22 protein-coding genes are annotated in these 22,753 nt (G+C 65.0%); 11 read left to right on the forward strand and 11 right to left on the reverse strand.

The window, feature by feature from the left end; translation table 11 throughout:
* Positions 1–29: 29 nt before the first annotated feature.
* Positions 30–587: a ferritin-like domain-containing protein gene (locus B3446_RS25785; RefSeq protein WP_191578425.1), complete on the reverse strand. Its 558-nt coding sequence runs from the start codon at positions 585–587 to the stop codon at positions 30–32.
* A gap of 234 nt (positions 588–821) precedes the next feature.
* On the opposite strand from B3446_RS25785, the gene B3446_RS25790 reads away from it, so the two are divergent.
* The 5 genes from B3446_RS25790 (at position 822) to B3446_RS25810 (ending at position 3,881) form a co-directional block, all read left to right on the forward strand.
* Positions 822–1,412: a TIGR00730 family Rossman fold protein gene (locus B3446_RS25790; RefSeq protein WP_191578426.1), complete on the forward strand. Its 591-nt coding sequence runs from the start codon at positions 822–824 to the stop codon at positions 1,410–1,412.
* A 36-nt stretch (positions 1,413–1,448) separates the two neighbouring features.
* The gene (locus tag B3446_RS25795; RefSeq protein WP_191578427.1) at positions 1,449–2,015 is read left to right on the forward strand and encodes a hypothetical protein; all 567 of its coding nucleotides are present in this window, start codon (positions 1,449–1,451) and stop codon (positions 2,013–2,015) included.
* Positions 2,016–2,079: 64 nt separating this feature from the next.
* On the forward strand, positions 2,080–2,706 hold the full coding sequence (locus B3446_RS25800) for an HAD hydrolase-like protein (RefSeq protein ID WP_191578428.1): 627 nt from the start codon (positions 2,080–2,082) through the stop codon (positions 2,704–2,706).
* Positions 2,707–2,718: 12 nt separating this feature from the next.
* Positions 2,719–3,345: a pyridoxamine 5'-phosphate oxidase family protein gene (locus B3446_RS25805; RefSeq protein ID WP_175122062.1), complete on the forward strand. Its 627-nt coding sequence runs from the start codon at positions 2,719–2,721 to the stop codon at positions 3,343–3,345.
* Positions 3,346–3,359: 14 nt separating this feature from the next.
* Positions 3,360–3,881 (forward strand): class IV adenylate cyclase, encoded by a 522-nt coding sequence (locus B3446_RS25810; RefSeq protein WP_291386747.1) that lies wholly within the window; start codon positions 3,360–3,362, stop codon positions 3,879–3,881.
* Between the two features lie 40 nt (positions 3,882–3,921).
* Here B3446_RS25810 and fmt read toward each other — a convergent pair whose 3' ends face one another.
* Both fmt and def read right to left on the reverse strand, forming a co-directional pair.
* A complete protein-coding gene (gene fmt / locus B3446_RS25815; protein WP_291386749.1) occupies positions 3,922–4,863 on the reverse strand; it encodes a methionyl-tRNA formyltransferase in 942 nt (313 codons plus the stop codon).
* A gap of 67 nt (positions 4,864–4,930) precedes the next feature.
* Positions 4,931–5,443: a peptide deformylase gene (def, locus tag B3446_RS25820; RefSeq protein ID WP_291386751.1), complete on the reverse strand. Its 513-nt coding sequence runs from the start codon at positions 5,441–5,443 to the stop codon at positions 4,931–4,933.
* A gap of 237 nt (positions 5,444–5,680) precedes the next feature.
* Between def and dprA the strand changes: the two genes are divergently transcribed.
* The 3 genes from dprA to B3446_RS25835 all read left to right on the forward strand — a co-directional run bounded on the left by dprA (position 5,681) and on the right by B3446_RS25835 (position 8,293).
* Positions 5,681–6,793: a DNA-processing protein DprA gene (dprA, locus tag B3446_RS25825; protein WP_291386797.1), complete on the forward strand. Its 1,113-nt coding sequence runs from the start codon at positions 5,681–5,683 to the stop codon at positions 6,791–6,793.
* A 93-nt stretch (positions 6,794–6,886) separates the two neighbouring features.
* A complete protein-coding gene (locus tag B3446_RS25830) occupies positions 6,887–7,795 on the forward strand; it encodes a hydroxymethylglutaryl-CoA lyase (protein ID WP_191578432.1) in 909 nt (302 codons plus the stop codon).
* A gap of 24 nt (positions 7,796–7,819) precedes the next feature.
* A complete protein-coding gene (locus B3446_RS25835; RefSeq protein WP_175122057.1) occupies positions 7,820–8,293 on the forward strand; it encodes a hypothetical protein in 474 nt (157 codons plus the stop codon).
* A 103-nt stretch (positions 8,294–8,396) separates the two neighbouring features.
* On the opposite strand, the gene B3446_RS25840 is transcribed toward B3446_RS25835, so the two are convergent.
* A complete protein-coding gene (locus B3446_RS25840) occupies positions 8,397–9,413 on the reverse strand; it encodes an amino acid ABC transporter substrate-binding protein (protein ID WP_291386754.1) in 1,017 nt (338 codons plus the stop codon).
* 171 nt (positions 9,414–9,584) lie between these two features.
* Positions 9,585–10,826 carry a PLP-dependent aminotransferase family protein gene (locus tag B3446_RS25845; RefSeq protein ID WP_291386756.1) on the reverse strand — a complete coding sequence of 414 codons (1,242 nt, stop codon included), beginning with the start codon at positions 10,824–10,826 and terminating at the stop codon, positions 9,585–9,587.
* A 211-nt stretch (positions 10,827–11,037) separates the two neighbouring features.
* On the opposite strand from B3446_RS25845, the gene B3446_RS25850 reads away from it, so the two are divergent.
* Positions 11,038–11,757 (forward strand): YggS family pyridoxal phosphate-dependent enzyme, encoded by a 720-nt coding sequence (locus B3446_RS25850; protein WP_291386758.1) that lies wholly within the window; start codon positions 11,038–11,040, stop codon positions 11,755–11,757.
* Between the two features lie 198 nt (positions 11,758–11,955).
* On the forward strand, positions 11,956–12,924 hold the full coding sequence (locus B3446_RS25855) for a Bug family tripartite tricarboxylate transporter substrate binding protein (protein ID WP_291386761.1): 969 nt from the start codon (positions 11,956–11,958) through the stop codon (positions 12,922–12,924).
* 90 nt (positions 12,925–13,014) lie between these two features.
* Here the strand turns inward: B3446_RS25855 and B3446_RS25860 are convergent, their stop codons facing one another.
* The 4 genes from B3446_RS25860 to B3446_RS25875 form a co-directional block, all read right to left on the reverse strand.
* A complete protein-coding gene (locus B3446_RS25860) occupies positions 13,015–13,410 on the reverse strand; it encodes an Hsp20/alpha crystallin family protein (protein ID WP_291386763.1) in 396 nt (131 codons plus the stop codon).
* 32 nt (positions 13,411–13,442) lie between these two features.
* Positions 13,443–13,886 (reverse strand): Hsp20/alpha crystallin family protein, encoded by a 444-nt coding sequence (locus B3446_RS25865; RefSeq protein ID WP_291386765.1) that lies wholly within the window; start codon positions 13,884–13,886, stop codon positions 13,443–13,445.
* A gap of 216 nt (positions 13,887–14,102) precedes the next feature.
* Complete coding sequence (locus tag B3446_RS25870; protein ID WP_191578437.1) at positions 14,103–18,062, reverse strand: DUF3683 domain-containing protein; 3,960 nt, start codon at positions 18,060–18,062, stop codon at positions 14,103–14,105.
* Between the two features lie 132 nt (positions 18,063–18,194).
* Complete coding sequence (locus B3446_RS25875; protein WP_191578438.1) at positions 18,195–18,731, reverse strand: YqaA family protein; 537 nt, start codon at positions 18,729–18,731, stop codon at positions 18,195–18,197.
* Between the two features lie 95 nt (positions 18,732–18,826).
* Between B3446_RS25875 and ilvA the strand changes: the two genes are divergently transcribed.
* Positions 18,827–20,335 carry a threonine ammonia-lyase, biosynthetic gene (gene ilvA / locus B3446_RS25880; RefSeq protein ID WP_175122048.1) on the forward strand — a complete coding sequence of 503 codons (1,509 nt, stop codon included), beginning with the start codon at positions 18,827–18,829 and terminating at the stop codon, positions 20,333–20,335.
* A gap of 171 nt (positions 20,336–20,506) precedes the next feature.
* Here ilvA and B3446_RS25885 read toward each other — a convergent pair whose 3' ends face one another.
* On the reverse strand, positions 20,507–21,619 hold the full coding sequence (locus B3446_RS25885) for a porin (RefSeq protein WP_175122047.1): 1,113 nt from the start codon (positions 21,617–21,619) through the stop codon (positions 20,507–20,509).
* 448 nt (positions 21,620–22,067) lie between these two features.
* Positions 22,068–22,448, reverse strand: coding sequence for a DUF4148 domain-containing protein (locus B3446_RS25890; RefSeq protein ID WP_191578440.1), 381 nt, complete (start codon positions 22,446–22,448; stop codon positions 22,068–22,070).
* Positions 22,449–22,753 lie beyond the last annotated feature (305 nt).

The following is a 22,753-nucleotide window of genomic DNA, read 5'->3' on the forward strand; positions in this document are numbered from 1 at the left end:
GCGTTTTGCTTTGACGGATCAGCGCCGCGTCACTTTTCCAGGAAGTCCGACAGATCGTCGGCGTGTTCCTCTTCAACCGCCAGGATTTCTTCCAGCAAACGGCGCGTGGTCGTGTCCTGTTCGCCGATGTACTCGATCATCTGGCGATAGCTGTCGATGGCGATCCGCTCGGCGATCAGGTTTTCCTTGATCATCTCTTCCAGCGTGTTGCCTTCGACGTATTCCGAGTGGCTGCGCTCCAGCAGCCCCTTGGGCGACAGATCCGGCTCGCCGCCCAACTGCACGATACGCTCGGCCAGCTTGTCGGCATGCTCCTGTTCCTGCGTTGCATGCTCGGCGAACTCGGCGGCGACGGGTTCGGCATTCAGGCCACGGGCCATGAAGTAGTGGCGCTTGTAGCGCAGCACACAGACGATTTCCGTGGCCAGCGCTTCATTCAGCAGCTTCAGCACGGTTTCGCGGTCTGCGCGGTACGTGTCGGTGATGGCGCCGGATTCGATGTCCTTGCGCGCCTTGGCGCGGATCGCCTGCACGTCCATGTCGAAGGGACGTTTGGTTTGCTGCGGGGTGCGGGTTGCTTGTTCCATATCGTTAGCTCCTCTAGTCAGTGAAAGCAGCACGACGCTGGACTTCCAGTCGTTTTCGCAATCTTCAGTCTACCGGCCATGCCGGAACATGCTGTGTCCAAACATTGCCCGCGCCGCACGGCCGGACCTGGCCGGCCGCAAAAAGGCGCCTGCGCAACCTTGCGTAAACTATCGGCTTCGCGAAAGGCATCGTGACGCAATCTGTAACGCGGCCGGCAATTTCCCATCGTTTTTATGACCCTGAAGAATATCTGCGTGTATTGCGGCTCCAACCCGGGCACGCGCCCGGACTACATCGAGCAGGCCCGAGTGCTGGCGCGCGAACTCGTCAAGCGCGACCTGGGCCTGGTGTACGGCGGATCGATCGTCGGCATCATGGGTGTGGTGGCCAATGAAGTGCTGGCCGGCGGCGGCCGCGTGATCGGCGTGATTCCCGAACTGCTTCTGAAGAAGGAGCAGGCGCACCTGGGACTGACGGAGCTGCACATGGTGCAGAACATGCACGAGCGCAAGGCCATGATGATGGAGAAGGCCGACGGCTTCATCGCCCTGCCCGGCGGCGCCGGCACGCTGGAAGAGTTCTTCGAGGTATGGACCTGGGCACAGCTGGGCATGCACCAGAAGCCCTGCGGACTGCTGAACGTCGCGGGGTACTACGATGCCCTGATGCAATTCATCGACCACACCGTGGAAGAAGCATTCATCCGTCCCCAGCATCGCGACATGCTGGTGGTGGAAGAAGACCCCGCCTTGCTGCTGGATCGCTATGCCATTTACGAGCCGCCCAACGTCTCGAAATGGTTCGATCCGGTCAGAAAGCCCTGACACCGACGCTTGAGACCTGAACGGAAGCCCCTCGCAATGCCCACCGATTCGTTGTTCCCCGCCTGCACCGAGTCCGTATTGCGCGACTATTTTCACGCCAAGGACGAGAACCGCCCGCATTACATGGCCCGTGCCTTTGCGCCCGACGCCGTGCTGAAGATGGCCCTGCGCACGCAGGCCATCGCCTTTCCGCCCGAATCGCATGGCCTGGCCGCCATCACCGACACCCTGGTGCGCAAGTTCGGCCAGACCTACGACAACGTCTATACCTTTTACCTGTCGCGCCCGGATGCCGACGCGCGCCTGTCCGAGTACCACTGCGACTGGCTGGTCGGCATGACGGAAAAAGCCACCGGCAACGTGCGCGTGGGCTGTGGCCGCTACGAGTGGGCGTTTCAGCCCGACCCGTATCGCGCCAAACGCCTGACCATCACGATCGAAACCATGGTCAGCCTGCCGCCCGCCAATTCGGCCGCGGTGTTCGGCTGGCTGCTGGCCCTGGACTATCCCTGGACCAGCGCGGCGCGCGTGGTCGCCGGCGCCCCGCCGCTTGAAGACCTGGCGCCGGTCGTGCACTATCTTCTTCACCCGCACGGCGTGTAGGGCTCGCGCAAGGCGCCTGTGAAACGGGCGTCTTTGACCAGCCCGCCGGCACTGGATTCAAGAATTGAAATACGACATCGCAGCCTTCGACTTTGACGGAACCCTGGCAGACACCATGCCGTGGTTCAACTCCATCCTCAACACCGTCGCGGACAAGTACAACTTCCGCCAGATCGATGCGGCCGAGCGCGAGCAACTGCGCAGCCGCGACGCGATGGAGATTCTGAAGTACCTGAACATTCCGCTGTGGAAGCTGCCCGCGATCATGACGCACGTGCGCTCGCTGATGCAGGACATCGACCCCAGCGTCCAGTTGTTCGACGGCATCCCCGACGCGCTGGCCCGCCTGAAGGCGAGCGGCCTGCGCCTGGCGGTGGTCAGCTCCAACTCCGTCGAGAACGTGCAGCGCGTGCTGGGCGAAGAAACCGCCGCGCTCTTTGACGACTACGAATGCGGCACCGACCTGTTCGGCAAGGCCGCCAAGATCGACCGGTTGCTCAAGCAGCACGGCACCGCGCCGGAGCGCTTTCTGCTGGTGGGCGACGAAATGCGCGACATCGATGCAGCCCGCAAGGCGGGCGTGCGCGTCGGATCGGTCGCCTGGGGCTATAACCACCCGGACGCCCTGCGCGGCCGCGGCCCCGATGAACTCTTCCTGACGGTCGAAGACCTTCCCAACGCACTGGCGTAACGCCCAGATCCCATGCACACCGATCCCGCCCACCTGATTACCGACGCCGACGCCCTGCAAGCGCTTTACGGTTCGCCCGGCGAAGCCTCCCTGAAAAAGGAGGTTGACCACGTGCATCCGCACTACCGCGCGTTCATCGAGGCCGCGCCCTTTGCGCTGCTGGCGACCGCTGGACCGGACGGACTGGACGCGTCTCCGCGCGGCGACCCCGCCGGATTCGTGGTGGTGGAAGACGAGAAAACGTTGCTCCTGCCAGACCGCCGCGGCAACAACCGTGTGGACAGCCTGCTCAATGTCATCGCCGATCCGCGGGTGGCCTTGCTGTTCCTGGTGCCGGGCGTGGGCGAGACGCTGCGCGTGAACGGCACGGCGCGCATCAGCGTCGACCCCGCACTGCTGGCGCGCTTCGAGATGGACGGCAAGCTGCCGCGCTCCGTGCTGATCGTCGACGTGCACAAGGTCTACTTCCAGTGCTCGCGCGCGCTGCTGCGCTCGCGCCTGTGGGATCCGGACACGCAGATTCCCCGCACCGCGCTGCCCAGCGTCGGCCGGATGCTTTCCGACCTGACGTCGGGCACCTTCGACGGGGTGGCCTACGACCGCGACCTGCCCGCGCGCGTGGCCAGCTCGCTTTACTGAACCCCGAGGCGCCCATGGCACGCAACGTCGAAATCAAGGCGCGGGTCGACAGCCTGGACGCCATCGAACACCTGGCCGCGGCGCTGTCCGGCCAGGAACCGGCGTTCATCGACCAGGACGACACCTTCTTCACGTGCGCCAATGGCCGTTTGAAACTGCGCGCCTTCGCGAATGGCTCGGGCGAGCTGATCTTCTATCAGCGCGCCGACGACAGCGGTCCCAAGGAAAGCTTCTACGTCATCTCGCCCACGGACGAACCCGACACCCTGCGCGAGGCGTTATCGCACGCCTACGGCGTGATCGGCCGCGTGAAAAAGCACCGTACGGTCTTCATGGCCGGACGCACCCGCATCCATCTGGACCGGGTGGAAGGCCTGGGCGAATTCCTGGAACTGGAAGTGGTGCTGCGCGAGGGCGAGACCGTCGAGGCAGGAATGGAAGAAGCCCGCACGCTGATGGCCGGGCTGGGCGTCGCGCCCGAGCAGTTGCTGTCGGGCGCCTACCTGGATCTGCTGGCGGCGCGCCACAGGGGTTGAACCCTCGCGCGGCGCCGGCGTGATCCGTCTTGGGGCGGGTTCAGGCCGGCTGCCAGCCGCGCACGAAAACATCCACGGGCTGGCGCTTGCCGCCCGCCTTTTGCAATTCAAGCAGGCGCAGCACGCCCTGGCCGGTGGCAATGTCGATGCCGGCCGCATCGGCGCGCAATACGCTGCCCGGTTCGGCAGTGGTGGCCTCGTCCAGCGCCTGCGCACGCCAGACCTTCACTGCGTCGGGCAATCCGGGCAGGCGGATGCTGGCGCCGGGCACCGGATTGAAGGCGCGCACGCGGCGCGCCAGCAGTTCGGCGGGCTGGGTGCAATCGAGCGGGGCTTCAGCCTTGTCCAGCTTGGCCGCGTAGGTCACGCCGTCTTCCGGCTGCTTGCGCGCGGTGAGGCCGCCGTTGGCCAGCGCGTCCAGCGCCTCGACGATGGCCTCGCCGCCGGCCTCGGCCAGCGCGTCGTGCAACTGCGCCGCATTGGTCTCGGCCGAGATCGGCACGATGCGTTCGAGCAGCATGTCGCCCGTATCCAGGCCCTCGTCCATCTGCATGATGGTGACGCCGGTGCGCGCATCACCCGCTTCGATCGCACGCTGGATCGGCGCGGCGCCGCGCCAGCGCGGCAGCAGGCTGGCGTGGATGTTCAGGCAGCCCAGGCGCGGCAATTCCAGCACCCATTGCGGCAGGATCAACCCGTACGCGGCCACCACCATGACATCGGGCGCCACGCTTTCCAGCAGGGCGCGCGCTTCGGCGGCCTCGTCGGGATAGCGGCCATCCAGGCGCAGGCTGCGCGGCTGGGCAACGGCGATGCCGGCGTCCAGCGCAGCCTGCTTGACCGGGCTGGGCGTGAGCTTCAGGCCGCGCCCCGCCGGCCGGTCCGGCTGCGTCATGACCAAGGGGATGTCGTGGCCGGCGGCCCGCAGGGCGTCGAACGCGATACGGGCGAATTCCGGGGTGCCGGCAAAAACGATGCGCATGAGGTGGACTGCTGAAGAGGTGAACGAAGGCGCGAGGGCGGGAATGGGCCGAAGTCAGGCCCCGGGATCAGGCGCGCAGCGCTTCCCGCTCCGCCTTCTTGAGCCTCGTCTTGATGCGGTTCTGCTTGAGGTTGGACAGGTATTCCACGAACACCTTGCCTTCAAGATGATCCAGTTCGTGCTGCACGCACACGGCCAGCAGGCCGTCGGCTTCAAATTCGAACGGCTTGCCGTCGATGTCCAGCGCCTTGCAGCGAATACGCGACGCGCGTTCCACCTCGTCGTAGACGCCGGGGACGGACAGACAGCCTTCTTCGTAGATCTTGTAGTCGTCGCTGCGCCAGGTGATCTCGGGGTTGATCAACGTCAGCAAATGATTGCTGTCTTCGGACACGTCGATCACGACCACGCGCTCGTGCACGTCGACCTGGGTCGCGGCTAGACCCACACCCGGCGCGTCGTACATGGTCTCGGCCATGTCGCGCACGAGTTGGCGAATGCGGTCGTCGACCTCGGCAACCGGCTTGGCCTTTTTGTGCAAGCGCGGGTCCGGGTAGCGAAGGATGGGAAGTAAAGCCATTGAATGGGGATGCCAGTAGGAATGCTTGTCCGAGAGTTTAATTCATTAGAGTCTTGATTTCTAATAGTTTTCGGCTAATTCCGGCATTGCGGACATTGCTACGGCACCCATTTTTAGCGCATTCCGGCGACAACTGGCTGCGCGCATATCGGTCCACCCGTCGCCCGCCGTGCCACGCGGCGCATGCGACACTCTCGGACGCCCGACGCCTTCCCCGCGTCCTTTTCCGCCCGTTTCATGCCGCTGACGCAATCCTCCGAAGAACTCGCCGCCTGGCTGCGGCTGTCCCTCGAACCCAACATCGGTTCGGCCACCGCCTGCATGCTGCTCAGCGCGCTGGGTCTGCCCGACCAGATCTACGCGCAACGCGCCACCGCGCTGTCGCGGCACGTGCCCGAAGCGCTGGCGCGCCAACTCGCGGCGCCCATGCCGGCCGACATGGCGGAACAGGGGGCGCGCGCGCTGGAATGGGTGCAGGCGCCCGGCCGCCACATCCTCACGCTGGCCGATCCCACGTATCCGCAAAGCCTGCTGACCATCGCCGATCCGCCGATCCTGCTCTACGTCGCGGGCGACCCGGCCTATCTGCAGGGACCTTCCCTGGCGGTCGTTGGCGCGCGCAACGCCACGCCCGGCGGCCAGGAAAACGCGCGCGCCTTTGCGCGGCACCTTGCCGGCGCGGGCTGGCGGGTCGTCAGCGGCCTGGCGCTGGGCATCGATGCTGCGGCGCATGAGGGCGCGCTGGATGCGGGTCCCAAGGGTGCAGGCACCGTGGCGGTCATGGGAACGGGTATCGACCGCATCTATCCGGCCAGCCATCGCGATCTGGCGCATCGCATCGCGGCGCACGGCGCGCTGGTGTCGGAGCTGCCGCTGGGCACCGGCGCACGGCCGCAACACTTTCCCAAGCGCAATCGCATCGTGGCGGGCCTGGCGCGCGGCGTGCTGGTCGTGGAGGCCGCCAAACAGAGCGGATCGCTGATCACGGCGCGGCTTGCCGGGGAGTGCGGACGCGAGGTCTTCGCCATTCCCGGTTCCATCCATTCGCCGCTGTCGCGCGGCTGCCATGCCCTGATCCGCCAGGGCGCCAAGCTGGTCGAGACGGCCATGGACATCACGGATGAGCTGGGCGGCGGACCCACGCCGTCGCAGCCCGCCCGCAAGGACGCGCCCCCCGCGCTCCCCGCGCATCCCGTGCTGGACGCGTTGGGCTTTGACCCGCTTCACCTGGATGCCATCCAGGCGCGATGCGGCCTGGAAACGGCCGCCCTGCAGACGCAACTGGTTGAACTGGAATTGCAGGGCCGCATCGCCCGCCTGGATGACGGCCGCTACCAGCGTTTGCACTAGCACCGCAACGGGGCCGGATGCGATGGCGCTAATATGTTCGGCAGCGCCGCAGCCTTGTAGCGCCGGTCACCCAATACCGATACAGGAAGAGACATGGCATTGCCCTCCCGCGTGAAGATCGTCGAGGTATCGCCCCGCGACGGTCTGCAGAACGAAAAAGAATTCGTCCCCACCGACATCAAGGTGGAACTGGTCAACCGCCTGACCGCCGCGGGCTTCCCCAATGTGGAAGCCGCGTCGTTCGTGTCGCCCAAATGGGTGCCGCAGATGGCCGACGGCGCCGACGTGATGGCGCGCATCGAGCGCCGGCCCGGCACGATCTACTCGGTGCTGACACCGAACATGAAGGGCTTTGAAGGGGCGCTGGCCGCCCGTGCGGACGAGATCGTGATCTTCGGCGCCGCCAGCGAGGCCTTTTCCCAGAAGAACATCAATTGCTCGATCGCCGAATCCATCGCGCGCTTCGAACCCGTGGTGCAGGCGGCGCGCGAAGCCGGCATTCGCGTGCGCGGCAGCATCAGTTGCGCGCTGGGCTGTCCCTACCAGGGCGAAGTCCCCGTCGAAGCGGTGGTCGACGTGGCGCAACGCTACCTGGCGATGCAGGTCGACGAGATCGACGTGGCCGACACCATCGGCGTGGGCACGCCCAAACGGGTGCGCGAAGTCATGGCCGCCGTCACGCGCGTCGTGGACCCGGCGCGCATCTCCGGCCATTTCCACGACACCTATGGTCAGGCGCTGGCCAACATCCTGGCGGCGCTGGAAACCGGCATCTCCATCTTCCACACCTCGGTGGCCGGCCTGGGCGGCTGCCCTTATGCCAAGGGCGCCACCGGCAATGTCGCGACGGAAGACGTGCTGTACATGCTGCGCGGTCTGGACATCGACACCGGCGTGGACTTCGACGCCGTGGTCGACATCGGTCAATGGATGTCCGCGCATCTGAACCGCAAGGGCTCCAGCCGCGCCGGCAACGCCATCGCCGCCAAGCGCGCGGCATGATCCCCGCCGCATGACCCGCACCGCATGACCACTCAGAATGCCCCCTCCGCGCCTGAAGACCTCGCGGCGCTGCTTCGCGCCATCGGCCCATTGCCCCTGGCGGGCCAGGCCTGGCCGGACTGGGTGCGCATTCTGACGTGGGTGTTGCTTGCCGTGCTGGGCGTGCAGGTCGTCACCACCGCGATCCGCGCGCCCTCGCAGCCTTTCGACACGCTGTTGGCGGTCGCCGTGGTGCTGTGCTTCGTGGCGCTGCTGTTCGTGTCGTGGCACATGCAGACGTCCATCACCACGATCGACGACCGCGGCATCCGCCAGACCTGGTTCACCCGGCGCGAAGTGGCCTGGGAAGACGTGCGCTTCGCGCGGTTTGTACCCATGGTGTTTTCCAAGCGGCTCGTCGTGTTCACACACCGCGGAAAACCTGTAATTTTTCAGGGCGGCACGCGGGAACTGCGCGTGGCGTTCGTGAAGATCGCACAGGTGTATCGGCGCGGTTAGCCCACGCGGTCAATCACAAAAAAACGCCCCGAGTCCGGGGCGTTTGGTTATACATGGCAATCCAGCTACGCGCCGCACTGGGCGCGTAGCCAATGCCGCCGAATCATCGAATCGGCAACGCGTACATCAACCCGCCCTGCGTCCACTGCGCATTCAGGCCACGCTTGATCTTCAGCGGGCTGCCCTCGCCCACATTCCGCTCAAAACTCTCGCCATAGTTGCCCACCTGCTTGACGATGTTGTACGCCCACTTCTCGTCCAACCCCAAGTTGGCGCCGCCACCCGGCGTCACCCCCAGGATGCGCTTGATGTTGGGGTTGGCGCTCTTGGCCTGTTCGTCCACGTTCCTGGACGTCACGCCGTATTCCTCGGCTTCGATCATGGCCGACAGCGACCAGCGCACGATGTTCAGCCACGCGTCGTCGCCCTGGCGCACGAAGGGGCCCAGCGGTTCCTTGGAGATGATTTCGGGCAGCACGACGTAGTCGTCGGGGTTCTGCAGCTTGGAGATGCGAATGGACGCCAGACCTGACGCGTCGGTCGAAAACACGTCGCAACGGCCGGACGCGAACGCATTGACGACTTCGTTGAAGGTCTCGATGACGACCGGTTTGTAGGTCACGTTGTTGGCGCGCGCCCAGTCGGCCAGGGTGTTTTCGTTGGACGTGCCCGTCTGCAGGCAGACCGTCGCGCCGTTGATTTCCTTGGCGCTTTTGACGCCCAGCGATTTGGGCACCAGGAAGCCCTGGCCGTCATAGAAATTGATGCCGGCGTGGATGATGCCCAGCGCCGTGTCGCGCTGCTGCGTCACGGTGGTGTTGCGCGTCAGCACATCGACTTCGCCGGATTGCAGCGCGGTAAAGCGTTGCTGCGAATTGAGGGGCACCACCTTGATCTTGTTCGCGTCGCCGAACACCGCAGCGGCGATGGCGCGGCACAGGTCCACGTCCAGGCCCTGCCATTTGCCTTGCGCGTCAGGGGCGGAAAAGCCTGCAAAGCCCGTGGTCGTGCCGCACGCCACGGCGCCGCGCTGTTTCACGACGTCCAGCGTCGCCGCCTGCGCGCCCTGCGCTGCCGCCATCAAGAGCGCCGCGCCCACCAACCCTTTTGCAATGTTCATGACCTGGATTCCTTTCTGCTACCGGGCGCGAAAGCGCGCCAAGGCAAGAAGCTTATAGACATGAAGCGCCCCCGCCAAATAACGAGCGCTTATTTAGGTATGCCGCCGGCGGGTGCCGGCGGCCTGCGCAGAAAGGATAGCAATGCGGGGCGGGCGTGGCGCTGCGCGCCGTCAAGCCGCCAGCGAGATCGACACCGGTTCGTTGGCCTGGCACGCGTCCAGCGCGCGGCCCAGGCGGACCATGCCCTGCGCGATCTGGCTTTCGTTCATGGTGGCAAACGACATGCGCATGGCAAAGAGATCCGCCTTCGCCGGGTCGGCGTAAAACGCCTTGCCTGGCACGTAGACCACCTCGTGCTCGATCGCGTACGGCAACAGGCGCGTGGCATCCACGTCGCCCGTCAGCCGCGCCCAGAAGAACATGCCGCCCTCGGGCTTGCTGAAGGTGATGCGCCCGTCCAGTTCCCGCGCCAGCGAGTCAGCCATGGCGGCGCAGCGCAGGCCATAGGCGGCCCGGATGCGCGGCACGTGTTCGTCATAGCGGCCGTTGGCCAGGTACTGGGCAACGATTTCCTGGATCCAGGCCGAGGACGCCATGTCGTCGGCCGCCTTGGCGCCGACGCAGCGGCGGCGGATCTCGGGCGGCGCAACCAGCCAGCCGATACGCAGCGCGGGCGCCATCGTCTTGGACATGCTGGCCATGTACACCGCCCAGTGGCGGGCCTCGCCCTCTGCCAATGCCGCGATGGGCGGCACGGCTTCGCCGGCAAAGCGCAGTTCGCTGTAGGGATCGTCCTCGACGATCAGGAAGCGATGCTTGACGGCCAGTTCCAGCAAGCGCAGCCGGCGCTCACGCGTCAGGGTGGCGCCGCAGGGATTCGAGAACGAGGCAACGACGCAGACCATCTTGGGTTTCACGCGCGCGGCCAGTTCGTCCAGCGCGTCCACGTCGATGCCGTCGGGCCCGGACGGCACGGTGTGCACCGTGGCGCCCGTGTAGCGCAGGGCCTGCACGGAATTCGGAAAGGCCGGCGACTCGATGATGGCGTGGTCGCCCGCTTGCAGCATCACGCGGGTCAGGAGCGCCAGCGCCTGCTGCGAGCCGCCCGTCACGACAAGTTCGGTGTCGGCATTGCAGTGCAGGCCACGCGCCGCGGACAGGCGCGCCAGCTCATGCCGCAGACTGGCCTGACCGTCGATGTTGGAATACTGCAGGCAGGCGCCCAGCCGGGCCGTGACCTGCGACGACGCGATCGACAAGCCGTCGACGTCGAACAATTCCTGGGCCGGATAGCCGCCGGCCAGCGAAATGGTGCCCGGACGCATGGCGTAGGGCATGAGCGATCGGATGGGCGAGGCGGGGGGATTCAGGAAAGGCGTGGCGAAGACGTATTCGGGCGCTGCACTGGACATGGCGTGGGGGCTGAGTAGGAGGGAAACGTGTCGCCCGAATGGGCGGCGCCGGACGGCATAGAACTTTGAAATATAAACAAATCTCCGCAAATTCTAAGCCTGCCGATCAGACAGGGTCAACGGCGGGATTCGGGGCGGCGGATACCCATGCGGCGGCAGGCCCGAAACACGTCCTACACTATGGGACTTCCTGTTTTTGCCAGAGAGCTGCATGACCGCCGAAGACACCATGGCCGGGCGCCTCGCCCAGATCCAGCAACGCATCCACGAGGCTTGCGAGCGCGCGGGCCGCGCACCCGGCAGCGTGACTTTGCTGCCCGTCAGCAAGACGTTCGGCGAGGACGCCATCCGCGAGGCGATGGCGCTGGGCCTGACCCGCTTTGGCGAAAACAAGACGCAGGAGATCCGTCAGAAGGCCGCCGTGTTCGAAGGCGACGGGCTGCAATGGGTGCTGATCGGCCACCTGCAGACCAACAAGGCCAAGGATGCCGCGCGCGACGCCGCGGAGGTGCAATCCCTGGACCGCGTGGAGCTGGCCGATGCCCTGCACCGCCGTCTGCAAAATGAGGGCCGCACGCTGGACGTGCTGGTGCAGGTCAAGACCTCGTCCGAGCCCAGCAAGTTCGGCATGGAGCCCGAGGAGGTCGGCCCCTTCCTGCGCCGCATTGCCTCGGAATACCCGACGCTGCGTGTGCAGGGCCTCATGACCCTGGCGGTCAACTCGCCCGATGCCGACGAAGTCCGCGCCTGCTTTCGCGCGCTGCGCGAGCTGCGTGATGGTCTGGTGCAGGAGAACATTCCCGGCGTGGCGCTGGACCGTCTGTCGATGGGCATGAGCGGCGACTTCGAACTGGCCATCGAGGAAGGCTCGACGGAGGTCCGCATCGGTTCGGCCATCTTTGGCGCGCGACACTATCCGGATCCGCAATAACGCAGACCCATGCAGACCCGCGCGGACCTGTAGCAGCTGCAATAGGCTGGCGCGTGACGATTTGAGGGGGCCCAAATCACGGGCCCCTTTTTGCGTAGGCGCAAGGCATAATAGCCACGCAAAAAATATGCGGCGCAAGTTGACGTCGATCAACACGCGGACGCCGCGCTCACGATACCCCGCACGAGGAGACACTCCATGCACAAGCACGCAAAGCGCCTGCTGGCGCTTGCCGCCCTATCGCTGGCCGCCACCGCGGCCGCAGCCCAGTCCTGGCCCACGCAACCGGTCCGCTGGATCGTTCCCTACCCCGCCGGCGGCGGCACCGACGTGGTCGCACGTACGGTGGCCAGCAGCCTGGAAAAGACGCTGGGCCAGACCATCGTGGTCGAGAACCGTCCGGGCGCCGGCACCATCATCGGCGCCACGGCCATCGCCCAGGCGGAACCAAACGGCTACCTGGTAGGCACCGCCGACTCGGGCACGCTGGCCTTCAATTCGTCGCTATACGCCAAGCTGTCGTACGACCCCACCAAGTTCACCTACATCGGCGGCATCGCCAAGTTCCCGCTGCTGCTGGCCGTGAACGTCAACTCGCCGTACAAGACCGTCGAAGACGTGCTCGCCGCGGCCAAGAAGGAACCGGGCAAGCTGACGTCGGCTTCCGCCGGCGCGGGCTCGCCGCATCACCTGGCGCTGGAGCTCTTCAAGCAGCGCACCGGCGCCAACGTGCTGCACGTCCCGTACAAGGGCGCCGCGCCCGCCATCCAGGATCTGCTCGGCGGCCAGGTGGACATGATGTTCATCGATCTGGGTTCGGGCCTGCCCAACGTCAAGGCCGGCAAGCTGCGTGTGCTCGCCGCCGCCACGCCCGAACGCGTGACGGTGCTGCCGGATGTGCCGACGATGGCCGAACAAGGCGTCGCCAATTTCACGGCCTATGCCTGGCAAGGCCTGGTCGGCCCGGCCGGCCTGCCTGACGCGGTGGTGAAGAAGCTGTCCGCGGATCTGGATGCCACGCTCAAGTCGCCCGCGGTGTCGCAGAAGATGCTGGACATGGGCGTCATCCCCATGCCGATGTCGGCGCAGGACTTCAAGACGTATGCCGATCAGGAGCGCAGCGCCTGGGCCGACGTCATCAAGAAGGCGAACATCAAGCTGGAGTGATCGCCCCGGCGTCACGCAGAAATGGGAAAGCCGCGGTCATCGGACCGCGGCTTTTTTCATGACGTGCCTGAGACGGCGTCAGACACCGAATCACCCCGCCACGACAGGAATCTGCCGGGGTTGCGCCTCGCGCACGCGCGGGATGCGCAGCGTCAGAAGGCCCTGCTTCAGGTTGGCGCTGATCTGCGCGCGATCAAACTCCTGCCCCAGCCGGAACGACCGGCGAAAGAGCGGCGCACGCATCTCGCCCAGCACCAGCCGCAGATCGCTGGGCGTCTCGACCGAGGCCTCGCCTTCGATCTGCAGCACGTCGGACTCGACGTTGATGCGCAGCCTTTCCTTGGACACGCCGGGCAGGTCCGCCAGCAGCGTGATGCCCTCCTTGTCCTCGAAGATATCCACGGCCGGCACGGTCACCCCGCGTCCGTCGCGCTTCTCAGAAACGGCCGCTTCGGCGGGCACGGTCAGATCTTTGCGTTCATTCATGATCGGTACTCCTATGCGGTTGCGTTGACGGGTCACTGCACAGTCACGGTGCGCGGCTTGGCCGATTCGCGGCGCTTGATGGAAATGGCCAGGCAGCCGTCCGTATATCGCGCCTGCACGTTGTCCGGATCCGCGTCGGCCGGCAACTCGATGATGCGCGTATAGCGGCCCTGCGTGCGTTCGCGCGCGTAATAGCGGGCGCCTTCGGGAAGTTCCTGCGACTTTCGTTCGCCGCTGATGGTCAGCAGACTCTTCTCGATCGACACGTTCAGGCCCTCGGGATCCATGCCGGGCACGAAGGCGACGACTTCGATGGAATCGCCCGACACGCCGACGTTGACCGGCGGAAAGTAAGCCTGCGGCGTGGCGCGCAAGGCGGCAGGTACGCCGGCATTGCGAAGCACGCGGCCCATGTGTTCCTGAATTGCGTCGAACGCGCTGGCAAAGCCGTTATCGCTAAAAGGAAAGGTGCTCATGAAGGTCTCCTCGAACGAAAAAAGGGACCGATGCAGACGCATCACAGACGCGACTTGCGCAACCGGATGTCTGATCGCTTCAATCCGAGTATGGGATCGGTTTTTGGCGTTTCAAGAGGGCTTTGCAGGCCGGCAAAACACGCCCCGCGCACAGTCCGGAAGCCAAAAAAAACCGCGGCCATCCCTGGCCGCGGTTTCCATCTGGCGCGCTGACGTCTACACCAGAACGCGCTCGATCCCGCCCGCGTTCGCACGGCGCACGTAGTCTTCCATCCAGCCTTCGCCCAGGATGTGGCGGGCCATCTCGACCACGATGTAGTCGGCTTCCATCTTGGTGTCGCCCTCGTAGCGCGACAGGCCCTGCAGGCAGGACGGGCACGAGGTCAGGACCTTCACGTCGCCCGTGAAGCCGTCACTGCGCATCGCGGCGTCGCCCTTGAGCAGTTCTTCCTGCTTGCGGAAACGCACCTGCGTGGAGATGTCCGGACGGCTGACCGCCAAGGTGCCCGACTCGCCGCAGCAGCGGTCGCTCTTGACCGCGCCATCGCCCACCAGCGCGCGCACCGTCTTCATGGGCTCCTGCAGTTTCATCGGCGTGTGGCAGGGGTCGTGATACATGTAGCGCACGCCCTTGGCGCCCTCCAGCTTGATACCCTTTTCCAGCAGGTATTCGTGGATGTCGATCAGCCGGCAGCCCGGGAAGATCTTCTCGAATTCATACCCGGCAAGCTGGTCGTAGCACGTGCCGCAGCTGACCACCACGGTCTTGATGTCCAGGTAGTTCAACGTGTTGGCCACGCGGTGGAACAGCACCCGGTTGTCGGTGATGATCTGCTCGGCTTTGTCCGTCATGCCATTGCCGCGCTGGGGATAGCCGCAGCACAGGTAACCCGGCGGCAGCACGGTCTGCACGCCCGCATGCCACAGCATCGCCTGCGTAGCCAGGCCCACTTGCGAGAACAGGCGCTCGGAACCGCAGCCCGGGAAGTAGAACACCGCTTCCGTATCGGCTGTGGTGGCCTTGGGATCGCGGATGATCGGCACGTAGTTCGCGTCTTCGATGTCGAGCAGCTTGCGCGCGGCCTGCTTGGGCAGCCCGCCCGGCATCTTCTTGTTCACGAAGTGCACCACCTGCTCGCGCAGCGGCGGTTTGCCCACCGTGGCCGGCGGCTTGGCGGTCTGCTTCTTGACCAGGCCGGAGAACAGGTCGTGCGCGGCGCGCTGCACCTTGTAGCCCACGCCCACCATCGCCTTGCGGGTGGCGTTGATGGTGGCCGGATCCTTGGCGTTCAGGAAGAACATGGCGCTGGCCGTGCCCGGATTGAACGACTTGCGGCCCATGCGGCGCAGCACGGCGCGCATGTTCATCGACACGTCGCCGAAGTCGATATCGACCGGACAGGGGTTGTAGCACTTGTGGCAGACGGTGCAGTGGTCGGCCACGTCCTCGAACTCTTCCCAGTGCTTGAGACTCACGCCGCGACGGGTCTGCTCTTCGTACAGGAAGGCTTCGACCAGCAGCGACGTCGCCAGGATCTTGTTACGGGGCGAATACAGCAGGTTCGCACGCGGCACGTGGGTGGCGCACACGGGCTTGCACTTGCCGCAGCGCAGGCAGTCCTTGATGGATTCCGAGATGGCGCCGATGTCGCTCTGCTGCATGATCAGCGACTCGTGGCCCATCAGGTTGAAGCTGGGCGTCCAGGCGTGGCGCAGGTCCGCGCCGGGCATGAGCTTGCCGGCATTGAAGTGGCCGTTGGGGTCCACGCGCCGCTTGTAGTCCTGAAACGGGGCCAGTTCGGCTTCGGTCAGGAATTCGTACTTGGTCAGGCCGATGCCGTGCTCGCCCGAAATCACGCCGTCCAGGTCGCGCGCGATCTGCATGATGCGTTCGACGGCAGCGTGGGCCTCGCCCAGCATCTCGTAGTCGTCCGAGTTGACCGGAATGTTGGTGTGCACGTTGCCGTCGCCCGCATGCATGTGCAGCGCGACGAAGACGCGGCTCTTGAGCACGCGGGCATGGATGGCAACGAGCTCGTCGACGATCTTCTTGTACGCCGCGCCCGAGAAGGCGCGCTGCAGGCCGGCCAGCACTTCGGTCTTCCAGGAGACGCGGATGGTGCGGTCCTGCACCACGTCGAAGACGCGGGCGCCGGGCTGAGCGGCCAGGCGAGCGGTCAGCGTGGCGTGAAGCTCGCCCAGGCCAAGGCCTTCGAGTTGCGGCAGCGCGTCGCCCAGCGGCAGGTCCAGGTTGTCCAGCAGCCACTGCCAGCGCTGGCGCGTGGCGGCGATCAGTTCGATGGCCTGTCGGGTACGTTCGGCCAGCACCTCGGCGCGCGTGGTTTCGATGTCGGCATCGTCGATCTTGCCGACCGGCAGCGGCGTGCACAGGTAGGCGTCAAGCTCGCCCAGCAGCTTGAGCTTGTTGCTGGTCGACAATTCGATGTTGATGCGTTCGATGTGATCCGTGTATTCGCCCATGCGGGGCAGCGGGATCACGACGTCTTCGTTGATCTTGAAAGCGTTGGTGTGACGCGCGATCGCGGCGGTGCGCGAGCGGTCCAGCCAGAATTTCTTGCGCGCCTCGGGGCTGACGGCGACAAAGCCTTCGCCGTGACGCGTGTTGGCCAGGCGCACGACTTCGCTGGCGGCCGCGGCCACTGCGTCATCATCGTCGCCGACGATGTCGCCGATCAGGACCATCTTGGGCAGCACGCCGCGCTTGCTCTTGGTGGCGTAGCCAACAGCACGCAGATAGCGTTCGTCCAGATGCTCCAGGCCGGCCAGGATGGCGCCGCGCGCCTTGCCTTCGCCGTCCAGGTAACCCTTGACCTCGACGATCGACGGGATGGCGTCACGCGCCTGCCCGAAGAATTCCATACAGACGGTGCGCGTGTGGCGCGGCATCCGGTGCAGCACCCAGCGCGCCGACGTGATGAGACCGTCGCAGCCTTCCTTCTGGATGCCGGGCAGCCCCGCCAAGAACTTGTCCGTCACGTCCTTGCCCAGGCCTTCCTTGCGGAACACGCGGCCCTGGATTTCCAGCGTTTCGGTCTTGAGCAGGCGTTCGCCGGGCTTGCCCTTGCCGTCGAACCACTTGAGCTCGAAGCGGGCCACTTCCACGTCATGGATCTTGCCCATGTTGTGGTCCAGGCGCGTGACTTCCAGCCAGTTGCCGTCCGGATCGACCATGCGCCACCAGGCCAAGTTGTCCAGCGCGGTGCCCCACAGCACAGCCTTCTTGCCGCCGGCGTTCATGGCGATGTTGCCACCCACGCACGAGGCTTCGGCGGACGTCGGGTCCACGGCGAACACGAAGCCGGCCGCCTCGGCCGCTTCGGACACGCGCTTGGTGACCACGCCGGCGCCGGCATGGATGACCGCCACGGGCTCGGTGAGGCCGGGCAGGATACAGGACTCGACCTTGCCCAGCTTGTCGAATTTTTCGGTGTTGATGACCGCCGACTTCCAGGTCAGCGGAATGGCGCCGCCGGTGTAGCCGGTGCCGCCGCCGCGCGGCACGATGGTCAGGCCCAGTTCAATACAGGCAGTGACCAGCGCGGCGATCTCGTCTTCGGTGTCCGGCGTCAGCACCACGAAGGGGTACTCGACGCGCCAGTCGGTCGCGTCCGTGACGTGCGACACGCGCGACAGACCGTCGAACTTGATGTTGTCGCGCGCCGTGATGCGGCCCAGCACCTTCTGCGCCTGCTTGCGCATCATGGCGGTCTGGTCGAATTCGCCCTCAAATGCCGCAATGGCGGAGCGCGCCCGGGCCAGCAGACCGACGACCTTTTCGTCGCGATGCGGATCGTGGCCGGCTTCAGCGGGCGCGCTCGGGTCGCGGCGCTTGTCGATTTCGCCCAGGCGGTGATGCAGCGCTTCGATGAGCTGCTTGCGGCGCTTGGGATTGTCGAGCAGGTCGTCCTGCAGATAGGGATTGCGGCGCACGACCCAGATGTCGCCCAGCACTTCATAGAGCATCCGGGCGGAACGGCCGGTGCGGCGCTCGCCGCGCAGGTCGCTCAGCAGGCTCCAGGCGTCTTCACCCAATAACCGGCCCACGATTTCGCGGTCGGAAAACGACGTGTAGTTATAGGGGATTTCGCGCAATCGCGCGGGTGCGGCGGGCGGCATCGCCCCGTTCAAGATGTGGCTGGCGAGTGGGGCGTTCATGGCGGCAAGAGGGGGCCCTTAAAAAAGTATTTTATGCCATTGTCCCGACTTGACCCCTAATAAGTCTGGCAAGGCGTCCAAAAGCGCGCCGGGGACGGCATGTACCGTCCCCGTTTAAGTCCGGCGTCAGGGCTAGATTTTTCCAGGAAAGAACCAGAGCAGCCCGGCGGTCATGAACAGATAGCGCATGAATTTGCCGATGGCCATATAGAACACGCAGGGCCAGAACGACAGGCGCAGCCAGCCAGCAACTGCGCATAGGGGATCGCCCACTGCGGGCAGCCAGGACAACAGCAGCGCGGGCGGCCCCATCTTGTGCAGCCAGTCATGGGCGCGCTCGTTCCAGCGGCCACGCATGCGGCCACCCTCGGTCGCCTTGGGATGCGGATGCGGGTGCTTTTCCTTCCAGCGCTCGACCGCCTTTTCGGCGCCCAGGCCCATGGCGTAGCTGATGGCCCCGCCCACGGTGTTGCCTGCGGTGGCCACCAGGATGGCGGGCCAGAACATGTCCGGCGAAAGCTTGATGTAGCCGAACACCGCCGGCTCGGAGCCCAGCGGCAACAGCGTCGCGGACACGAGCGAAACGGTGAAGATGGCCGACAGGCCGACTGAGGGCAATGCCAGCACGCCCAGAAGCCAATGAACTGCGGATAAGAGACTTTCTTCCATGGTTGCGGCAGTGTAGCCGCGGGAATCCCGGAAGGCGACACGCATTTCCCTGCAATAATCTTGGCCAGTCCTCACTCTTGCCTGTTGCGCGGTCCATGTCCACTGATTATCTGAAACGCATCCTGACTTCCAAGGTTTACGACGTCGCGGTCGAATCCCCGCTCGAGGCGGCGCCGCTGCTGTCGCAGCGGATGTCGAACACGATGTTGCTCAAGCGCGAAGATACCCAGGCGGTGTTCAGCTTCAAGCTGCGCGGCGCGTACAACAAGATGGCCAACCTCACGCCGGCGGCGCGCAATCGCGGCGTGATCGCGGCCTCGGCCGGCAACCACGCCCAGGGCGTCGCGCTGGCGGCCAGCCGGCTTGGCTGCCGCGCCGTGATCGTCATGCCCACGACCAGCCCTCAGGTCAAGATCGACGCCGTGCGCCGCCTGGGCGGCGAGGTCGTGCTGGCCGGCGAGAGCTTTTCGGACGCCTACGCGCATGCGCAGGTGCTGGAAAAGAAAGAAAAGCTGACCTTTGTCCATCCGTTCGACGATCCCGACGTGATCGCCGGCCAGGGCACCGTGGGCATGGAAATCCTGCGCCAGCATCCGGGCCACATCGACGCGATCTTCGTGGCGATCGGCGGCGGCGGCCTCATCGCCGGCGTGGCGGCCTACATCAAGCAGCTGCGCCCAGAAATCAAGATCATCGGCGTGCAGACCGAGGACTCCGACGCCATGCTGCGCAGCGTGCGCGCGGGCCGGCGCGTTCAGTTGAACGACGTGGGCCTGTTCTCGGACGGCACGGCAGTCAAGATGGTCGGCGCCGAGACCTTCAAGCTGGCGCGCAAATACGTGGATGACTACGTGGTGGTCAACACCGATGCGATCTGCGCCGCCATCAAGGACGTCTTCCAGGACACGCGCAGCGTGCTGGAGCCGGCCGGCGCGATGGCCGTGGCCGGCGCCAAGCAGTACGCGGCCGAACACAATCTGAAGAACAAGACGCTGGTGGCAATTGCCTGCGGCGCCAACATGAACTTCGACCGGCTGCGCTTCGTGTCCGAACGAGCCGAGGTCGGCGAAATGCGCGAGGCCGTCTTCGCGGTCACCATGCCCGAGCAGCGCGGGAGCTTTCGCCGCTTCTGCGAACTGGTGGGCGAACGCAGCGTCACCGAATTCAACTACCGCATCTCGGACGCGGACCGCGCCCACGTGTTCGTCGGCATCCAGGTCTCTTCGGCCGCAGAACCCGACAAGATCGCGGCGAATTTCCGCCGCCACGGCTTCGACACGCTGGACCTGACCCACGACGAAATGGCCAAGACCCACTTGCGGCACATGGTGGGCGGGCGCTCGGCCCTGGCGCGCAACGAACTCTTGTACCGCTTTGAATTCCCCGAGCGGCCGGGCGCGCTGATGCGCTTTCTAAACGCGATGAATCCCGACTGGAACATCAGCCTGTTCCATTACCGCAACCAGGGCGCGGACTACGGCCGCATCCTGATCGGCATCCAGGTGCCGCCGGCGGACAAGAAGCAGTTCCGCAACTTCGTGGCAGAACTGGGCTATCCGCATTGGAACGAAACCGACAACCCGGCGTACAAGCTCTTCCTGTAGCCGCTGCGATTCAGGTGTCCTGAATGCGAGAGGGCCTCCTTGCGGAGGCCCTTCCCTTCTGTGCGCAAGGCGCGCCCGGCTGAACCCGATCTAGGGGGGGTTCGCTGTCACTCAGCGGTCCACGGAGAATGGCCCGCACATTCAGCAAGGTCCAGCCGGACGTGCTGACGCTTAGAAACGGTGGCGCAGGCCGACGGCGACAGCCGTGTCGGTCGCGTCGTGCTGGAACGCGTAGTTGTCGCCATACGAGGCGTACGCGTACAGGTTCGTGCGCTTGGTGAAGTCGTACGTGTAGCCAAGGCTGTACACGTTGAACGTCGCGTCGTCGCCCGTCAGCTTGTCGTTGCTGGCGGTGGCGCGCTGCCACGAGCCGAACACGGCGTGGCGGCCCATCGGCACGGTGGCGCCGATCATGTACGAGTTGGCGCGGAAGCCATCAGCCAGCTTGAACGAACCCAGCTTGTTCATGCCGTCGGGCGTCGTGCCCATGTTCTGGCCGACGAACCAGCCGTCACGGGTCTGGCCGAAAGCCGCCGCGATCTTCACGACTTCAAAGTCGTACGAACCGCCAACGATGTATTCCTGGATGCGCGCCGCATCCTTGCCGCCGACGCGGTCGTTGGACGGGTTGAAGCGGTCATAGGCGGCCGCCAGATTCAGCGGGCCGTTGACGTATTGCACACCAGCGGTGATCACACGGTTGTTGTTGCCCGTGGCGAAGCCCTTCTGCGTCGTGTCGGTCACGGTGTCGTCCGCGCTGAACGCGTAGCCGAGGCCGACCTTCAAACCGCCCAGGCTGGGGGTTTGATACAGGACCATGTTGTCCAGGCGCATCGTGTTGGCGCTGCCGAACGTCGTACCCATGTTGGCGTTGTTGTAGCTGATCGAGAACGGGTCGATCGAGCCGAAGTACTTCGACGCCAGGTTCGTTTGACGGCCGAATTCCAGACGGCCCCACGAATCGCTGTCCAGGCCAACCGTCGCTTGGCGGCCGAACAAACGGTCGTTCTGCAGCGACTTGCCGTTCAGGGGACCGAAGCCGCCTTCCAGCGTGAACACGGCGCGCAGGCCGTCGCCCAGGTCTTCCGTGCCGCGCAAGCCAAAGCGCGAACCACTGCTCACGCCCTGAACTGCACCGATGCGGCTTTGCGAGTTGCCCTTGAACTTCACTTTTTCGTAACCGAGGCCAGCATCGATCAAGCCGTACAGCGTCACGGAATCGGCGGCCTGCGCGGCGCCGGCAAAGCCGGTCAGCAACGCGACGGCCAAAAACGTCTTCTTCATTTGAATCCCCAAAATGGCGAGATGAAAGGCGCATTGCGGGGCGCCGCCGAACACCGCGGGCCCTCGCATGCCGCAAGTTGAATCGAGCGGCGATGCACTGGGCGTAGTGTCCGGCTTGTAGCAGTTCGTAGTAACCCGGATTTCGACGAACTACTTTCCATGGCTGGGATAATGACGCGAAACTGAAGGCTCGCCTTATTCCAAAAAGCTCGCTAAGGCCTTGATCTCAAATATGAATCATTGCTCGCATCAGTGCATCGCAAGATCAGAGGCGGCTTTCCTTGTCCTTCCTGCCGGCAACATATGTAGTGCGGGCGGAATAGTTATGCGGCGTAAACGCCACAGTGTTTCCGAGCAGATAGAAACGCGGGGCACAAAAAAACCCCTCGGCGTCACAAGGGGTTCTTTCAATGACCTGCCGGGCGGCGCGGCGCGCCAGCGCTGAAACTCAGCGGCCTTTGGGCGGGTAGTCCAGTTCGCCAAACGTGTACTCGCCGCGCGCCTTGGCGTCGGCCAGTTCCTGGCGGACTTCTGCACGGCTCTTGCCGGCGGTCTGCGCCACGGTCTTGGGCGGGTAATCCAGTTCAGCGCTCGTCACCTGGCCTGCGGCCTTGGCGCTTTGCAGTTCCTGCTGCACCTGTTCACGCGACAGGCTGGTGGACTGAGTAACGGCGGGCGGATAGTCCAGTTCACCAAAGGTGACGGTGCCTGCGGCCTTGGCGGCTTGCAGTTCCTGCTGGACCTGTTCACGCGTCTTGCCATCGGCGTGAGCGGCGGACATGCCGACCAGGGTTGCGGTAACCATGAGTGCGGTTGCTAGGGCTTTCATTGAGATGACTCCATCCTAAACGTTGCACATCGTCTTGCGCCGGGTTGGCGGCATTCGATATGACAATTTGATTGCTGGGACGAAGTATCTGGTTATTAGCGCTTAGTAAAAACCCTTAATTTGGTGAACATATTTGCACGGATGGGACAATTGCAAGTCGTATCCGTGGGGGACGCGGCATGCAAACCCGCTCGCTAGACTGATGCACCATGCGCGCACGCGTTGAGTTCATTCAGTTTCGCGCAAGCTAGGTAACGCAATCTGAACGCGGAGCGCGTGGCACTGTTGTGCAATCCGGAGAAATA

This window comes from Achromobacter sp. UBA5777, from assembly GCF_002418565.1.
In the GTDB taxonomy this organism is placed as follows: Bacteria; Pseudomonadota; Gammaproteobacteria; order Burkholderiales; family Burkholderiaceae_B; genus Achromobacter; species Achromobacter animicus.

Bases quoted from the DNA above. Each gene is read 5' to 3' on its own strand.
- def (WP_291386751.1), bottom strand. From the start codon at position 5,443: ATGGCTTTACTTCCCATCCTTCGCTACCCGGACCCGCGCTTGCACAAA.
- B3446_RS25805 (WP_175122062.1), top strand. From the start codon at position 2,719: ATGCACACCGATCCCGCCCACCTGATTACCGACGCCGACGCCCTGCAA.
- B3446_RS25870 (WP_191578437.1), bottom strand. From the start codon at position 18,062: ATGAACGCCCCACTCGCCAGCCACATCTTGAACGGGGCGATGCCGCCC.
- B3446_RS25795 (WP_191578427.1), top strand. From the start codon at position 1,449: ATGCCCACCGATTCGTTGTTCCCCGCCTGCACCGAGTCCGTATTGCGC.
- B3446_RS25830 (WP_191578432.1), top strand. From the start codon at position 6,887: ATGGCATTGCCCTCCCGCGTGAAGATCGTCGAGGTATCGCCCCGCGAC.
- B3446_RS25840 (WP_291386754.1), bottom strand. From the start codon at position 9,413: ATGAACATTGCAAAAGGGTTGGTGGGCGCGGCGCTCTTGATGGCGGCA.
- B3446_RS25835 (WP_175122057.1), top strand. From the start codon at position 7,820: ATGACCACTCAGAATGCCCCCTCCGCGCCTGAAGACCTCGCGGCGCTG.
- B3446_RS25855 (WP_291386761.1), top strand. From the start codon at position 11,956: ATGCACAAGCACGCAAAGCGCCTGCTGGCGCTTGCCGCCCTATCGCTG.
- B3446_RS25790 (WP_191578426.1), top strand. From the start codon at position 822: ATGACCCTGAAGAATATCTGCGTGTATTGCGGCTCCAACCCGGGCACG.
- B3446_RS25875 (WP_191578438.1), bottom strand. From the start codon at position 18,731: ATGGAAGAAAGTCTCTTATCCGCAGTTCATTGGCTTCTGGGCGTGCTG.
- B3446_RS25860 (WP_291386763.1), bottom strand. From the start codon at position 13,410: ATGAATGAACGCAAAGATCTGACCGTGCCCGCCGAAGCGGCCGTTTCT.
- dprA (WP_291386797.1), top strand. From the start codon at position 5,681: ATGCCGCTGACGCAATCCTCCGAAGAACTCGCCGCCTGGCTGCGGCTG.
- B3446_RS25865 (WP_291386765.1), bottom strand. From the start codon at position 13,886: ATGAGCACCTTTCCTTTTAGCGATAACGGCTTTGCCAGCGCGTTCGAC.
- B3446_RS25845 (WP_291386756.1), bottom strand. From the start codon at position 10,826: ATGTCCAGTGCAGCGCCCGAATACGTCTTCGCCACGCCTTTCCTGAAT.
- B3446_RS25885 (WP_175122047.1), bottom strand. From the start codon at position 21,619: ATGAAGAAGACGTTTTTGGCCGTCGCGTTGCTGACCGGCTTTGCCGGC.
- fmt (WP_291386749.1), bottom strand. From the start codon at position 4,863: ATGCGCATCGTTTTTGCCGGCACCCCGGAATTCGCCCGTATCGCGTTC.
- ilvA (WP_175122048.1), top strand. From the start codon at position 18,827: ATGTCCACTGATTATCTGAAACGCATCCTGACTTCCAAGGTTTACGAC.
- B3446_RS25785 (WP_191578425.1), bottom strand. From the start codon at position 587: ATGGAACAAGCAACCCGCACCCCGCAGCAAACCAAACGTCCCTTCGAC.
- B3446_RS25850 (WP_291386758.1), top strand. From the start codon at position 11,038: ATGACCGCCGAAGACACCATGGCCGGGCGCCTCGCCCAGATCCAGCAA.
- B3446_RS25890 (WP_191578440.1), bottom strand. From the start codon at position 22,448: ATGAAAGCCCTAGCAACCGCACTCATGGTTACCGCAACCCTGGTCGGC.
- B3446_RS25810 (WP_291386747.1), top strand. From the start codon at position 3,360: ATGGCACGCAACGTCGAAATCAAGGCGCGGGTCGACAGCCTGGACGCC.